14 protein-coding genes are annotated in these 14906 nt (G+C 63.5%); 4 read left to right on the forward strand and 10 right to left on the reverse strand.

All coding sequences use genetic code 11. The features are described 5' to 3' along the window. Window positions 1-13: 13 nt before the first annotated feature. Genes maiA through hppD form a run of 4 tightly spaced genes read right to left on the reverse strand, consistent with a single transcriptional unit; the run spans window position 14 to window position 3837 of the window. Entirely contained in the window at window positions 14-652 is a 639-nt protein-coding gene (gene maiA / locus PVT67_RS10420) for a maleylacetoacetate isomerase (RefSeq protein WP_301493470.1), read from the reverse strand. After that, entirely contained in the window at window positions 649-1632 is a 984-nt protein-coding gene (locus tag PVT67_RS10425; protein ID WP_301493471.1) for a fumarylacetoacetate hydrolase family protein, read from the reverse strand. Before PVT67_RS10425 ends, maiA begins: the two co-directional genes overlap by 4 nt. A gap of 2 nt (window positions 1633-1634) precedes the next feature. Further along, on the reverse strand, window positions 1635-2765 hold the full coding sequence (locus PVT67_RS10430) for a homogentisate 1,2-dioxygenase (RefSeq protein WP_301493472.1): 1131 nt from the start codon (window positions 2763-2765) through the stop codon (window positions 1635-1637). Continuing rightward, window positions 2758-3837: a 4-hydroxyphenylpyruvate dioxygenase gene (gene hppD / locus PVT67_RS10435; RefSeq protein ID WP_301493473.1), complete on the reverse strand. Its 1080-nt coding sequence runs from the start codon at window positions 3835-3837 to the stop codon at window positions 2758-2760. The genes PVT67_RS10430 and hppD overlap by 8 nt, the downstream gene beginning before the upstream one ends. Window positions 3838-4090: 253 nt before the next feature. Between hppD and PVT67_RS10440 the strand changes: the two genes are divergently transcribed. Further along, complete coding sequence (locus PVT67_RS10440; RefSeq protein ID WP_301493474.1) at window positions 4091-4663, forward strand: TetR/AcrR family transcriptional regulator; 573 nt, start codon at window positions 4091-4093, stop codon at window positions 4661-4663. An 8-nt stretch (window positions 4664-4671) separates the two neighbouring features. Further along, on the forward strand, window positions 4672-5142 hold the full coding sequence (locus PVT67_RS10445; RefSeq protein ID WP_301493475.1) for a nuclear transport factor 2 family protein: 471 nt from the start codon (window positions 4672-4674) through the stop codon (window positions 5140-5142). A 27-nt stretch (window positions 5143-5169) separates the two neighbouring features. On the opposite strand, the gene tyrR is transcribed toward PVT67_RS10445, so the two are convergent. From tyrR to megL, 4 genes are all read right to left on the reverse strand, one after another. After that, a complete protein-coding gene (gene tyrR, locus PVT67_RS10450) occupies window positions 5170-6720 on the reverse strand; it encodes a transcriptional regulator TyrR (RefSeq protein ID WP_301493483.1) in 1551 nt (516 codons plus the stop codon). A gap of 98 nt (window positions 6721-6818) precedes the next feature. Further along, window positions 6819-7154 carry a 4a-hydroxytetrahydrobiopterin dehydratase gene (locus PVT67_RS10455; RefSeq protein WP_301493485.1) on the reverse strand — a complete coding sequence of 112 codons (336 nt, stop codon included), beginning with the start codon at window positions 7152-7154 and terminating at the stop codon, window positions 6819-6821. A gap of 10 nt (window positions 7155-7164) precedes the next feature. Beyond that, window positions 7165-7962, reverse strand: coding sequence for a phenylalanine 4-monooxygenase (gene phhA / locus PVT67_RS10460; RefSeq protein WP_301493487.1), 798 nt, complete (start codon window positions 7960-7962; stop codon window positions 7165-7167). A 105-nt stretch (window positions 7963-8067) separates the two neighbouring features. Next, the gene (gene megL, locus PVT67_RS10465; RefSeq protein ID WP_301493489.1) at window positions 8068-9249 is read right to left on the reverse strand and encodes a methionine gamma-lyase; all 1182 of its coding nucleotides are present in this window, start codon (window positions 9247-9249) and stop codon (window positions 8068-8070) included. A 272-nt stretch (window positions 9250-9521) separates the two neighbouring features. On the opposite strand from megL, the gene PVT67_RS10470 reads away from it, so the two are divergent. Both PVT67_RS10470 and PVT67_RS10475 read left to right on the forward strand, forming a co-directional pair. Next, entirely contained in the window at window positions 9522-11717 is a 2196-nt protein-coding gene (locus PVT67_RS10470; protein ID WP_301493490.1) for a TonB-dependent receptor, read from the forward strand. A gap of 61 nt (window positions 11718-11778) precedes the next feature. Further along, a complete protein-coding gene (locus PVT67_RS10475; protein WP_301493491.1) occupies window positions 11779-12447 on the forward strand; it encodes a Fe2+-dependent dioxygenase in 669 nt (222 codons plus the stop codon). 24 nt (window positions 12448-12471) lie between these two features. Here the strand turns inward: PVT67_RS10475 and PVT67_RS10480 are convergent, their stop codons facing one another. Together PVT67_RS10480 and PVT67_RS10485 are read right to left on the reverse strand one after the other, a co-directional pair. Further along, a complete protein-coding gene (locus tag PVT67_RS10480; RefSeq protein ID WP_301493493.1) occupies window positions 12472-13497 on the reverse strand; it encodes a TIGR01620 family protein in 1026 nt (341 codons plus the stop codon). Further along, the gene (locus tag PVT67_RS10485; protein ID WP_301493495.1) at window positions 13494-14879 is read right to left on the reverse strand and encodes a YcjX family GTP-binding protein; all 1386 of its coding nucleotides are present in this window, start codon (window positions 14877-14879) and stop codon (window positions 13494-13496) included. Before PVT67_RS10485 ends, PVT67_RS10480 begins: the two co-directional genes overlap by 4 nt. Window positions 14880-14906: the final 27 nt, after the last annotated feature.

Here is a 14906-nt window from a genome sequence, read left to right on the forward strand (position 1 = left end):
TTTTATAAGGACTTTACTGGGCGTCCGGCTGGTTTTCCGGCGCCGCCGCTATGAAGGCAGGCAGGGCCTCCAACCGCTCGGCCACCGCCACCAGGGTCGGATAGGGGCCCAGATCCAGGTTGAAGCGCCTGGCGTTGTAGACCTGGGGCACCAGGCAGCAGTCGGCCAGGGTCAGGGTATCGCCGAAGCAGTACTGGCCCGCCGTCTTCGCCAAGCGCTGCTCCAGGGCGGCAAAGCCCACCGCTATCCAGTGGCGGTACCAGCTATCCTTCTGCTCATCGCTCACCCCCATCTCGCCCTTGAGGTACTGCAGCACCCGCAGGTTGTCGAGGGGGTGGATGTCGCAGGCGATATCCTGGCAGAAGGCCCGCACCAGGGCCCGGGGGCCTGGTTCGGCCGGCAGCAACGCCGGGCCACCCTGGGTTTCCTCGAGGTATTCGAGGATGGCCAGGGACTGGCCCAAAGCCAGGCCTTCGTTTTCCAGGCAGGGCACCAGCTCGGCCGGGTTCAAGGCGCGATAGCCGGCGCTGTGCTGCTGGCCGCCGTCCTTGACCAGGTGCACCGGCACCTGCTGGTAGTCGATGCCCTTCAGGGCCAGGGCGATCCGCACCCGGTAGGCTGCGGATGAGCGCCAATAGCCGTGCAGCTTCATCCGTGCTTGACCACCTGCTGGTCGATGGCGCCAAAGAGGCTGTCGCCATTGTCGTCCAGCATTTCAATCCGTACCCGGTCACCGAATTTCATGAAGGACGTCTTGGGCGCCCCATGTTCGATGGTTTCCAGCATCCGCACTTCGGCCAGGCAGGAAGAACCCTTGGACCTGTCGTAGTTGGAGATGGTGCCGGAGCCGATGATGGCGCCGGCGCCGAGCGGCCGGGTCTTGGCGGCGTGGGCCACCAGGGTCGGGAAGTTGAAGGTCATGTCGACACCGCAGTCCGGCTTGCCGAACAGCTGGCCGTTGAGGTGGGTGATGAGGGGCAGGTGGACCTTGCCGTCCTGCCACTTGTCGCCCAGTTCGTCCGGGGTGATGGCCACCGGCGAGAAGGCGCTGGAGGGCTTGGACTGGAAGAAGCCGAAGCCCTTGGCCAGCTCGCCGGGAATGAGGCCGCGCAGGGAGACGTCATTGACCAGCATGAAGAGGCGGATTTCCTTGGCGGCCTCTTCGACGCTGACGCCCATGGGGACGTCGCCGGTGATGACGGCCACCTCGGATTCGAAGTCGATACCCCAGTCCTCGGACCCCATGGGGATGACGTCACGGGGGCCGATGAAGCTGTCGGAACCGCCCTGGTACATCAAAGGATCGGTCCAGAATGTTTCAGGCATCTCTGCGTTACGGGCCTTGCGCACCAGCTCGACGTGGTTGACGTAGGCGGAGCCGTCGGCCCACTGGTAGGCGCGGGGCAGCGGCGATTCGCACTGGGCCTCATCGAAGGCGACGGCGCCTTCGACGCTGCCGGCGTTCAGGGCCTGGTAGACCTCTTCGAGCTTGGGCTTGGCGACAGACCAGTCGTCGAGGGCCGCCTGCAATGTCTTGGCGATGGCAGGGACCTTGACGGCTTTGGTCAGGTCACGGCTTACCACCACCAGGCAGCCGTCACGGCTGCCGTCTTTCAATGTTGCTAATTTCATCCTTACTCCGGGCTCTTCCAGCTGTTGACGTAGGCGGTGTTCTCGGTGACGGCGGCCGCGTCGCCCACTTCCAGGGCGTCACGGGTGTCCAGCATCACTGCCACTTCGTCGGTGAACTTCTTCTTATACTCCAGGCCGGCCTTGAAGGCCTTGGGGTGCGGCCCATGGGTAAAGCCAGCCGGATGGAACGTCATCATGCCGCGTTCGATGTTGTCGCGGCTGAAGAAGTCACCGGCATGGTAGAAGAGCACTTCGTCGTAGTCGTCGTTGTTGTGGTAGAAGGGCACCTTGAGGGCGCCGGGGTCCGATTCGATGGGCCTCGGCACGAAGGTGCAGATCACGAACCGCGGCGCCACGAAAGTGGTGTGGGCGCTGGGCGGCAGGTGGTAACGGTGGCTCATCAGCGGCCGGATATCCCGCCAGTTGAGGCGCAGCACCGTCAGGTCCCCGTGCCAACCCACTGCATCCAGGGGGTTGAAGGGATAGGTGATGACGCTCACCTGGTTGTGGCGCTTGACCTCGACCTGCCAGCTGTCTTCGGTCTGCTGGGCGCGGAAGGCGTCGTCCATCTTGGGGATGTCGAGCACGGCCGGATCGAAGATGGCCTGGGGCCCCAACATGCCCTTGTCGGGCAGCTGGTAGGAGCCGTTGGTGGCCTCGATCAGCAGCAGGTACATCTCGCCCTTGGGCTCGATGCGCCACATGGTGCCACGGGGGATCATCACGTAATCCCCGTCCCGCAACGTCAGGTGCCCGAAGTCGCAATAGAACTCGGCCTCGCCGTCGTGGACGAACAGCAGATCGTCGCCGTCGGCGTTGCGGGCCAGGCGCTCCATGGCGCTGCTGGGGCGCCAGATGCGATAGCGGCAATGGGGGTTATGGAGCACCATCTCGGCGCTCCAGGGGCTGTTGCCCTCCCCTTTGACCTCGTTGAGGTCAAAGAGGCGTGGGCGCAGCGGCCCTTCCCAGTTGGTCCAGGCGGTGGGGGCGTGCTTGTGGTGCAGGTGGGCGGTGGGGCCGAAGAAGCCCTCCTTGCCCATCTCCCGCTCGTACAGGCCCTCTTCGGGCAGGTCGGCGTGCGCCTGGCGGGAGTGCACCCCTTCACGATGAGGAATGCTGGCCCACTTACGCATCGCTCAGCACCCCGCGGCGGATCTGATCTTCCTCGATGGACTCGAACAGGGCCTTGAAGTTGCCTTCGCCGAAACCCTGGTTGCCCTTGCGCTGGATGATCTCGAAGAAGACGGGGCCTATGACGGTGTCGGTGAAGATCTGCAGCAAGATGCCGTCCTTCTCGGGGGCGCCGTCGATGAGGATGTTGAGCTCGTGCAGTTTGGCCAGATCTTCGCTGTGGCCGACGACGCGCTCGTTGACCTTCTCGTAGTAGGTGTCCGGGGTGGACATGAACTTGGTGCCACGGGCACGCAGATCAGAGACGGTCTTGTAGATGTTGTCGGTGGTCAGGGCGATGTGCTGGATACCTTCGCCGTTGTATTCCTTGATGAATTCCTCGATCTGGGACTTGTCGTCTGAGGATTCGTTGATCGGAATACGGATCTTGCCGCAGGGGGCCGTCATGGCCTTGGAGACCAGGCCGGTCAGCTTGCCTTCGATGTCGAAGTAGCGGATCTCGCGGAAGTTGCCGATGCGCTCGTAGAAGTCGGCCCAGACCGCCATGTTGCCGCGGCGCACGTTGTGGGTCAGGTGGTCCACCTCGTAGAGGCCGGCGTTGTTGCGGGCCATGCGCTCTTTGAAATCGGGGTAGAAATCGAAGTCGATGGTGTAGATGTCCTTCTCGCCATACATGTCGACGAAGTACAGCAGGGACTCACCGATGCCGTAGACGGCGGGGATGTTCAGCTCCATGGGGCCGACTTCGTTCTGGAAGGGCTTGGCACCGTTGGCCACGGCATGCTCGATGGCGTGCTTGGCGTCTTCGACGCGGAAGGCCATGGCGCAGACGGAAGGACCGTGCTTCTTGGCGAACTCCAGGGCGTGGCTGTGGGGCTGGCCGTTGACGATGAAGTTGATGCCGCCCTGGCGGAACAACCAGGCGTCCTTGTGCTTGTGCTTGGCCACTTCGGCAAAGCCCAGGGACTCGAACAGACCTTTCAGGTTCTGGATGCCCTCGGCGTCGGCGGCGGTATATTCGACGAATTCGAAACCGTCGGTACCCAGGGGGTTGAAGCTGGTATCGGCTGACATGGGTGCTTCCTCTCTTATCTGTTTGGTGGTGCAACTGTACAGCCTTGGTATAACGCGCCCCGGCGCCAAGGTTAAGGGCCGCCCTTGACGTGTACGGAAAGCAAAAAGTGGCAACTTATGCTTACAAAGCGCCAACCTCAGCCGCCAAGGGCCCGCCAAGGGTGACAAGGCGGCAACTTGGCAATACAGGAGACTTTTTCACCGTCGACAAAAAGCCTTGAACAAGAGAGAACGATCGTTCTACCCTGTAGCCATGAACAGCACGACACAGGCCGAGCCCCTCGACCGGCTCCTCGATTGCACAGAACAGCTCATCTACCAGGGCGGGATCTGTGCCACCGGCATGGACGCCATAGTCAAGGCGTCCGGGGTGTCGAGAAAGACCCTCTACAAGCACTTCGGCACCAAGGACCAACTGGTGACCGCGGCGCTAAAGCGTCGCGATGAGCGCTGGATGGCCTGGTTCGAAGGAGGACTGGAGCGCTTCGATGGCCCCAGGGCCCAACTGCTGGGAGCCTTCGAGGTGCTGCAAGGCTGGTTCGCCAGCGACGACTTCAACGGCTGCGCCTTTATCAATACCGCAGGGGAGGTGTCGAGCCCGGACGACCCGGTCCGGCAAGTCGCCAAACTGCACAAGGAAAAGCTGCGCCACTGCCTCAGGCTGCGCTGCCAAACCCTGGGCGCCTTTGATCCCGATGCGCTGGCCAGCCAACTGCTGCTGCTCATCGATGGCGCCATCACCAACGCCCTGGTCTCAAACCGGGCCAGCGTCGCCGTGGACGCACAACGCGCCGCTGCCGCCCTGCTTGCCAGCCAAGGGCTTTAGGAGAGAGCATGACCGAAGTACGCCACCCCCTGCCCCCTTTCACCCTCGAGTCCGCCAGGGAAAAGGTGCGCCTCGCCGAGGACGGCTGGAACAGCCGAAACCCGGCCAAAGTGGCCCAGGCCTACAGCCTGGACACCAACTGGCGCAACAGGAGCGAATTCATCCATGGCCGCGAGGAGGCCCAGGCCTTCTTGGAGCGCAAGTGGGCCAAGGAGCTGGAGTATCGGCTTATCAAGGAGTTGTGGGCCTATGACGGCAACCGCATCGCCGTGCGTTATGCCTACGAATGGCACGACGATTCGGGCAACTGGTATCGCTCCTACGGCAACGAGAACTGGGAATTCGACGACAAGGGGCTGATGGTCAACCGCTTCGCCTGCATCAACGACCTGCCCATCCTTGAGCACGAGCGTAAGTTCCGCTGGTCACAGGGGCGGCGCCCGGACGATCATCCCGGCCTCTCCGAGCTGGGGCTTTAAAAGCGAAGGGCCGCGATGCGGCCCTTTTCATTTCTTCTTGTTGATGCCGTAGTCGCGCAACTTGTTGGCGACGGCGGTGTGGGACACCCCCAGCTTCTTGGCCAGCTGCCGCGAGGAAGGATAAGCGGGATAGAGCCTTTCCAGCAGGCTCTTCTCGAAGCGCTTCATCACCTCGTCCAGGGTACCGTCCAGGGCCGCATCCCCCAGGCTGACCGACGGGGTCTGGCTGGGCAGCTCCAGGTGCTTTGGCTCTATCTGGCCGCCGTCCAGCAGGGACACGGCCCGCAGCAGGCAGTTCTCCAGCTGGCGCACGTTGCCCGGCCAGGGGTAGTTGAGCAGCAGGTTCTGGGTGGCCTGGCTCAGCGCCACCGGCTCGCGGCCAAGGGCGGCACAGTGACGTTCCAGGAAGTGGGCGGCCAGGGGCAGTATGTCGTCGCGGCGCTCGCGCAGCGGCGGCAAGGTCAGGCTCAGCACGTTGAGGCGGTAGTAGAGATCCTGGCGGAACTGGCCGTCCCGGCACAGGGCTGCCAGATCCCGCTGGGTGGAGCAGATGATGCGCACATTGACCTTGCGCTCGGCCTCGTCACCGACCCGGCGAAAACTGCCGTCCTGCAAGAGGCGCAGCAGTTTCACCTGGATGGCCGGGGCCAGATCCCCCACTTCGTCCAGGAAGACGGTGCCGCCATCCGCCACCTCGAAGACGCCGCGTTTGCCGCTGGCCGGGGCCCCGGAGAAGGCGTTGGGGCCATAACCGAACAGCTCGGTCTCGGCCACCGAATCGGGCAAGGAGGCGCAGTTCAGCGCCAGGAAGGGCTTTTGCCGGCGCAATGAGCTGTCGTGGCAGGCCCTGGCCAGCAGTTCCTTGCCGGTGCCCGTCTCCCCCTGCACCAGCAGCGGCGCGTCCAGTTGGGCCAGTTTCTTGGCCTGGCGAATAAGGCGCTTCATCACCGACGACTGGGCCAGTATGGCGTCCAGGGAAGCCGTGGATTCCTGGGCCTGGTTGAGCTGGGAGTTGAGGCGGTGCGGCGTCTTGGCGGTGACAACGGCGCCGGCCAACGTCTGGCGTTCCTGCTCGTCACAGACCCAGATCGGCAGGAAGTCGGTCAAGAGCCGCTGGCCGCCCAGCTTCACCAGCATGGTGACAGGGGCCGGCTCTTCGTCTTCCAGCCAGCGGTGCAGGTTGAAGCCGGACAGCCAGTTGGCCAGCAGTTGCCCCTGCAGCTCCTCCACCCTGCCCTTGAGCAGCCTGGCGGCGGCGGGGTTGATGATGAGGATGCGGCCCTTGTCGTCGATGGAGATCACCGGATCCGGCAAGGTTTCCAGCAAGGTGGCCAGCTCGAAATGATCCCGCTCTGTGGGCATGAAGGCGGTGGTACGCACGTCCTGGACCCCCTTGATGCGGCGGATGGCCGGCAACAGGGTTTTGAGTTCCTCGAAACTCAGATCGGGCAGGTGCAGGTACATCTTACCGACGGGGTCGACTTCGATGCCCCTCAGGTCGATATGTTTTTCGGCAAGGATATCGAGAACTTCCCGGGCTATACCGGGCCTGTCCTCACAGAAGATCTCCAGACGCATGGCGCTCACAAAGGCCTTTTGTTGAGAGCGCGATCATATAACGCCATGGGGAATAAAGAAAATGCCGCGCTAGGCGCGGCATTTTCCAGGGGCTCAGATCAGAGCAGTTGGTCGGTCTTGGCCGCCATGATGAAGTCGTTGCGGTGCAGGCCGCCGATGGCATGGGTCCACCAGGTGACTGTGACCTTGCCCCATTCCAGCAGTATGCCAGGGTGGTGGAATTCTTCTTCTGCCAGCTCTGCCACCTTGTTGGCGAAGGCCCAGGCCAGCTTGAAGTTCTTGAATTTATAAACCCTTTCCAGTTGCAGCACGCCGTCACGGGCCACAGGCACCCAGTCGGGGATCTCGCGGATCAGTTCCGCCAGTTCTTCATCGCTGACCTTGGGGGCGCCTACCTGGCAGGCTTCGCATTTTTGTTGGGCAAGTGCGTTCACTTGTCTCTCCTTAACTGGCTTTTTTTTCTTTTGGTGGAAATTTAGGGGCAAAGAGGCCAAGGGCCCTGGCTTCCTCTACCTTGGCCATGATGTCCATCTGGGCGATGTCGAACAACTGGTGTACGGCATCCAGCACATAGTAGACAGGCTGCATGATGTCGATGCGGTAAGGGGTACGCAAGGCATCCACCACGCTGAAGGCTTGGCGCTCGGGCTTGTCGGAATCCATGGAATACAGGGTCTCACCCGGGGATGAGAGGATACCGCCGCCGTAGATGCGCAGGCCATCTTCGGTCTTGACCAGGCCGAACTCCACGGTGAACCAGTAGAGGCGTGCCAGGAAGACGCGGTCTTCCTTGCTGGCCGCCAGGCCCAGTTGGCCATAGAGGTGGGTGAAGTGGGCAAAATCCGGGTTGGTCAGCAGCGGGCAGTGGCCGAAGATCTCGTGGAAGATATCGGGCTCTTGCAGGTAGTCCAGCTCTTCGCGGGTGCGGATGAAGGTGGCCACCGGGAACTGCTTGTTGGCCAGCAGCCGGAAGAATTCGTCGAAGGGGATCAGGGCCGGCACTTGGGCCACTTGCCAGCCGGTAGTGCGGGCAAGGACGGCGTTGACCTCGTCCAACTGGGGAATACGGTCCAGCGGCAGGTCCAGCAGCTTGAGGCCGTCGATATATTCCTGGCAGGCGCGCCCTTCTATGCAGGCGAGCTGGCGGGTGATCAGGGTGTTCCAGATGGCGTTTTCTTCTTCGGTGTATTGGATACGCCCATCCGGCCCCGGCATTTTCGATACGTATTGGGTGCCTTTCATGCTCGGTAGTCTTTTCGTTACATCACCCCCTGACGATACGCAGCGGCTGCGTCATGAAAAAGCCCCCGGCACTGGTCCGAGGGCTTTACGGTCGTAAAGTATTGATTACAGCTTGTCGAGGCTGGCCGCCAGATCGGCTACCAGATCCTCCACGTGCTCGAGGCCGATAGAGACCCGGATCAGGCTGTCGCTGATCCCCGCCATGGCCCTTTCTTCGGCGCTGTAGGGGGAATGGGTCATGGACGCCGGATGGGAGATGAGGGACTCGGCATCCCCCAGGCTGACGGCCAGGGTGAAAAGTTCGAGCCGGTCGATGAAATTGGCGCTGGCCTGGAGACCGGCTTCCAGTTCGAAGGCGATGACGCCACCTGCCCCCAGCATCTGGCCGCCGAGGAAGCGGTAGCCGGGATGGCTCTCAAGGCCCGGATAATAGACGGCCTTGACCTTGGGATGGGCCTCCAGCCACTGGGCCACCTTGAGGGCGCTCTGGCAGTGGCGCTCCATGCGTACCGGCAGGGTCTTGAGGCCGCGCAGTATCAGCCAGGCCTCGAAGGGCCCCAGTACGCCGCCGATATCCTTGATGGCGGTACCGCGGATCTCGGCGATGCGTTCGCTGCTGCCGCAGAGGATGCCGGCGATGACGTCACCGTGGCCGTTCAGGTACTTGGTGGCGGAGTGCAGCACCAGCTCGAAGCCGTATTGCACCGGCTTTTGCAAAAGCGGGGTCAGGAAGGTGTTGTCGGCAATGCCGATAAGGCCGTGGCGTTTGACCAGGGCGCCTATAGCCTCCAGATCGATGACTTCCAGGTTGGGGTTGACCGGGGTCTCCAGGAACAGCGCCTTGGTGTTGTCCCTGATGGCGTCCGCCACCTCCTCTGGCTTGGTCATGTCCACGAAGCTCACTTCGATGCCGAAGCGCGGCAGCATGTGGTTCATCAGCGCGAAAGAACAGCCATAGACGGCCTTGGAGGCCACCAGGTGGTCGCCGCTTTTCAGCACCCCCAGCAGGGCCGCCGATACCGCCGCCATGCCGGATGCCGTGGCAACGGCCGCCTCCATGCCTTCCAGGGCCGCCACCCGCCTTTCCAGCTCCGCCACCGTGGGGTTGCCGAGGCGGCTGTAGATGGGGCCCTCGTCTTCCCCGGCAAAACGGGCCGCCCCCTGGGCGGTGTTCTCAAAAGCGAAAGTGGACGTCTGGTACAAAGGCGTGGCCAGGGCGCGCTGGGGATCGGAATGGTCTTTGCCGCCATGGATGGCCGCAGTTTCAGGGTGTGTCCACTGGGACATGACAACCTCGGATGTTAAAGAGTCGTTGCCACCATAGAGCGCTCTTTCCATGACCACAATAGGGCCATGGTCTTACCACTTATCATATTGATAAATAAAGAAATTTATGGATTTCCAGCCATCCAAAAGGCCTGAAGTCCAGCCACCCTCACCTCCACTTGAACACTTTAATGAGAATCATTCTTGATTGCATAAATGGTAATGATTATCATCTGCAGCCAATGACAACCCGGCGCCCTGACGCCTGACGTGACGGAGTACAGAAGAACACCATGGCTGCATCATCCAAAACCCCTTTGCCTGCCCAGTCCCTGTTGACCATAGCCCTCGGCATGGCGGTCACCGCCCCGGCCCTGGCCGACAATAGCAACCCCAAGAAGAGCGCCGTGGAGCGCATCGAAGTGGTGGGCCAGCACCAGGGCTACAAGATAGATCAGGTGCAATCGAGCAAATTCACCGACAGCCTCGGCGACACCGCCAAGTCGGTAACGGTGATCGGCAGCGACCTCATCCAGGACATGGGGGCCATGAGCTTCAGCGACACCTTGCGCGCCACCCCGGGCATTACCCTGGGCTCGGGCGAAGGGGGCAATCCCTACGGTGACAGGCCCTTCATCCGCGGCTACGACGCCCAGTCCTCCACCTTTGCCGACGGCCTGCGGGACATCGGCTCCCAGAGCCGGGAGGTGTTCAACATAGAGCAGGTGGAGGTCTTCAAGGGCCCGAACTCGGCCTACGCCGGTCGCGGCGCCGTGGGCGGCAGCATCAATATCGTCACCAAGACCCCGGGGGCCAGGGACTTCAACCACCTGTCCCTGACCGCCGGTACCGACAACCTCAAGCGCGCCACCCTGGACACCAACAAGGTCGTAGGGAACGAAGCGGCGGTGCGCCTCAACCTGATGAGCCATGACGCCGACATGCCGGGCCGAAGCGGCGTAGACGGGGACCGTTGGGGCATAGCCCCTTCCCTGGCGTTGGGCCTGACCACCCAGACCCGCGCCAAGCTGGCCTATTACCATTTTGAAAGCCACGACATGCCGGACTACGGCATCCCCTACGACCAGGCCACAGGCCAGCCGGCGGCGGTGGACAGGGACAACTTCTATGGCCTGTTGAACCGGGATTTTCGCCGCAATACGGTGGACAGCGGCCTCATCAAAATCGAGCACGACCTCGGCCCGGATCTGCTGCTGACCAGCACCAGCCGCTATGGCCGCTCCAGCAACGACTACGTGGTCACCAACCCCGACGACTCCAAGGGCAACGTGGCCAGCGGCACCGTCTTTCGCGGCGTCAAGTCCCGCTACTCGGTCACCGACAGCCTGGCCACGGGCCTGGATCTGTCCGGCAGCTACCACCTGGGGGGCCTCGCTAACCGCTTCGCCGTGGGGCTGGAACTGTCCAAGGAAGAAACCGACGCCGACAGCTACCGGGTCACCACGGGTGTCATCCTGCCGAGCGGCGCCAGTTCCACCCACTGCCAGGACGCCGGCATGCTGGAGGGCTATTTCTGCGCTCCCCTTTCCAACCCCAACCCCAGCGATCCCTGGGTGGGCAGCATAGAACGCAAGGGCACTCCCACCCACACCCGCACCACCAGCCGCTCCCTCTACGGCTTCAACAGCACCGATTTGAGCGAGCAGTGGCTGCTGAGCCTGGGTCTGCGCTGGGATGAGTACGACACCGAAAGCACCCCTTACGGCGGCGAGACCCTGGGCAACAGCGACGGCTTCCTCAACTACCAGTTGGGCCTTGTCTACAAGCCGGCGGGTAACGGCAGCGTCTACCTGTCCTACGGCACCTCCTCCAACCCGCCAGGCACCTCCAACGGTGACGGCGCTGACCGCCTCAGCACCAGCAACGACGACCTGGCCCCCGAAGACACCAAGAGCCTAGAGCTTGGCAGCAAGTGGGATCTGTTCGGCGACGCCCTCTCCGCCACAGTGGCGGTGTTCCGCACCGAGAAGAACAACGCCAGGGTGGCGGTGGAAGCCGGCCGCGGCGCGCCCCAGGAAAACGTCGGCAAGCAGAAGGTGGACGGCTTCGAGCTGGGCCTGTCCGGCATGCTGACCGCCAACTGGCAGCTGTTCGGTGGCTACAGCTACCTGGACGCCACCCTCGAGGGCAACGGCATCAACAGCCAGTACGACGGCAATGCCTTCCCCAACACCGCCAAGCACAGCCTGAGCCTCTTCACCAATTACGGGTTGACCGACAGCCTCAAGGTCGGCGGTGGCGCCTATTACATGTCCAAGGTCTACGGCAACACCGCCAACACCCTGTCGGTACCGGCCTATTGGCGCTTCGATGCCATGGCGAGCATGGAGGTCAATTCCTGGATGACGCTGCGCCTCAACGTGCAGAACCTCACCGACAAGCGCTACTTCGACAAGGCCTATGCCGCCCATTTCGCCACAGTGGCACCGGGCCGCTTGGTGACCCTGACCGCCGACTTGCGTTTCTAAGGGCGCATTCCAAGAACACAGGCACCGCCGCTGGCGGTGCCTTTTTGATGAGGAGAACCCCATGCTTGTCGCCATCGAAGGTGTGTTGACTGCCGAGGAAGTGGTCCACTGCCGGCGCCTGCTGGACAGCGAAACCTGGATAGACGGTAACCAGACCTCTGGGCCCCTGGCCGCCACCCAGAAGCGCAACCTGCAGCTGGCGCGGGACAATGCCGTCGCCAACCAGCTGGGCCAGGCCATCATGGACAAGCTGCTGGCCGATCCCCGCTTCGTCTCGGCCGCCCTGCCCTTGAAGTTCTACCCGCCGCTGTTCAACCGCTACGAAGGGGGCCAGGCCTTTGGCAACCACATCGACAACGCCATTCGAAATACCCCGGACGGCCTGGTGCGCACCGATCTCTCCGCCACCCTCTTCCTGACCGAGCCAGAGGAGTACGAAGGGGGCGAACTGGTGGTGGAAGACAGCTACGGCAGCCACAGCGTCAAGCTCCCCGCCGGCTCTTTGGTGCTCTACCCCGCCACCAGCCTGCACCGGGTAACGCCCGTGACCCGCGGCGCCAGGGTGAGTGCCTTCATGTGGCTGCAGAGCATGGTCAGGGACGAGGGCCAGCGGCGGCTGCTCTACCAGCTCGACAACTGCATCCAGCGCTTGGCTGCCGCAGGCAGCGAGGAAGTGACGGCCCTGACCGGGGTCTACCACAACCTGGTCCGCCGCTGGGCAGACAGTTAAGAAGAGGCGCCTTGGCGCCTCTTTTCAATCCTCCCTGGGGAGCTTTTCCTTGCTGCGGCCCAGCACCATGCCGGGCAGCTTCATCAGATCCTTGCCCATGTCGACGATGAGCCGCGAGCGGGCCTTACTCAAGCGCTGGCGCTCCGCCTCATCCATGGGCAAAGGCCGCGACAGGCGCATAGCCTGCCAACCGAGGCGGGCGGTCAACAGCCCCGCCCCCAGGCCTTGGGCGGCACGGCCGGAGAGCTTGCCGAGCAAGTCGGCCCCCAGGGTGCTCATGCCGATATCCACCACCAGTTCGGAGGCGCCGGCATAGATGAGGTTGATGAACACCTGGCGCACCAGACGCACCCGGCTCCAGTAACCGAGGGGCAGACCGTAAACCTTGGCGATGTCGCGAATGAGCCGCAGGTTGCGCCAGGCGATGATGGCCATGTCGGTCAGCGCCAGGGGGCTCACCGCCACCAGCACAGTGGCTTCCAGGGCGTAGCGGCGCACCAGGGCCTGGGCCCTGTCGTCCAAGGACACCAACACCTGCTGGCGAAAACGCTGCTGCACCTCTTCCCCGCTGTCATGGCTGGAGAGGGTCGCCAGGAAGGATTGCATATCGGCGCCCTTGTCCAGGCCACGCAGTTTCATGCTGCGCTCGATATGGGTCAGGGCCCCGTCCCCGGTGCTGGCCTTGGCCGCCTTGTCGGCGTCCCGCTCCAGGCGCTTGAGCCGAGCCAGGGCCCGCCATTCGCGCCACAGGGCGCGCAGGGCCCCTGCCCCCAGCAGCACTGTGGCCAGGCTGAACAGCAGCGCCAGCGCAGGCGTGCTCTGCCAAAGGTCGTAGAGCCAGTAGCCGGTCTGGCCGAAGACGCCCAGAGTCAGGAAGCACAGGCCCCAGGCCAGCCAGGGGCGGCGGCGCGGGGCCAGGGCCCGCTCCAGGCCCTGTTCGGCGGCGCTGGGTTCTTCCGGCGTGAAGCTGGCATCGCTGAGCTCCACGGCCTGGCGCAGCTCAGGCAGGACCTCTTCTTCTTCCACCAGGCGGCTGGGTCGCAAACTCATGTCATCTTGTCTCCAAGCAAAAAGGCCAGGGCCTTGTCCATGCGCAGGTGCTTGAGGGGTGAGCCGAGGCCCAGGGGCGGCGCGAAGGCCGGGAAGGCAAAGCCCTGGCGCTGCCAGAAATCGCTGCCCGGCAGGCTGGCCGGCAGATCGCCGGGAAAGAGGGTCACCTGGCGGCCATCGGCTAAGCGGCCCTTGAGGCAAGGCAGCAGCTCCCCTTCCAGGCTGCTGTGCCCGGCCAAGGTGGTGCAGACGGCGGCCAGGGTCTCGACCCCCACCTCGATGCCGGCATAGCGGATGGGCTCCAGGGCCGGGCGGATAAGCTCCTCCAGCAGGCTGGTCAGGGCCGGGCGCTGTTCAGGGGTCAGGCGATCGGCCTGGGTGGCGGCGAAGAGCACCCTGTCGATGCGGGGCGAGAAAAGCCGCTGCAGCAGATTGGAACGGCCGTACTGGAAGCTCCGCAAGATCTCGGTCAGGGCCAGCTGCAGATCCAGGAAGGCCGCCCGGGAATGGTTAAGGGCCGCCAGGGTGTCGATCAGCACCACCTGGCGGTCCATGCTGGCGAAGTGCTCCTTGTAGAAGCGCTTGACCACCTCCTGCTTGTACTGCTCGAACACCTTGGCCAGGGCCTGGTAGCAGGGGTTGGTGGCATCAGGCTCCCCTTGCCAGGGGAAGAAGGCCAGCACGGGAGCCCCTTTCAAGGCCCCCGGCAGCAGGAAGCGCCCCGGTTGCAGGTAGTAAAGGCCCAGCTCTTGGCGAAGCCTTGTCAGCAAAGCCGCATAGTCCTGGGCCAGGGCTTCGGCCCTGGCTTCATCCAGCACCCCGCCCTCACCGTAGGCCCGGGCATCAAGGCACCAGCTGCCGGCCAGGACCTTTCGTGGCTCCTGGCTGAGCAACACCTGTTGCTGGGCGCTCCACTGGCCGTAGTCCAGTTCCAGCATGGCCAAGTCCAGCAGCCATTCGCCGGGGTAATCGACGATGTCCAGCACCAGGGTCACCGGCTCCTTGAAGAAGCCGCGCAGGCCGCTGTCCGGCAGGTAGCGCAGGTGCAGGCGCAGTTCGGAAATGCCGTCCGTCGAGGGCGCCCAGGCCGGGCTTTCTGCCGTCAGCTGGGCCAGGTTGTCACGATAACGGAAACGGGGCACCAGCGGATGGGGCTGGGGCATTTCCCTGGCCCCCTGGTAGCGGCCCTCGGCCACGACAGGGAAGAATGGCAGGTGGCTGGGGCTGCCGTGAAGCAGCTGGTCGGTCAGGGAAGTGATGAAGGCGGTCTTACCGGCCTGGGACAGGCCTGTGACCGCCAGCCGGACGTGCTGGTCGAGGCCGCGCCTTAAGGTGTCGCCGGCGGCCTGGGCCAGGGATTTGAAGCTGGAACTGTCGAACATGGAGGTATCCAAAAGCGAAAGGCGCCT

The sequence above is a fragment of the Gallaecimonas kandeliae genome, from assembly GCF_030450055.1.
In the GTDB taxonomy this organism is placed as follows: Bacteria; Pseudomonadota; Gammaproteobacteria; order Enterobacterales; family Gallaecimonadaceae; genus Gallaecimonas; species Gallaecimonas kandeliae.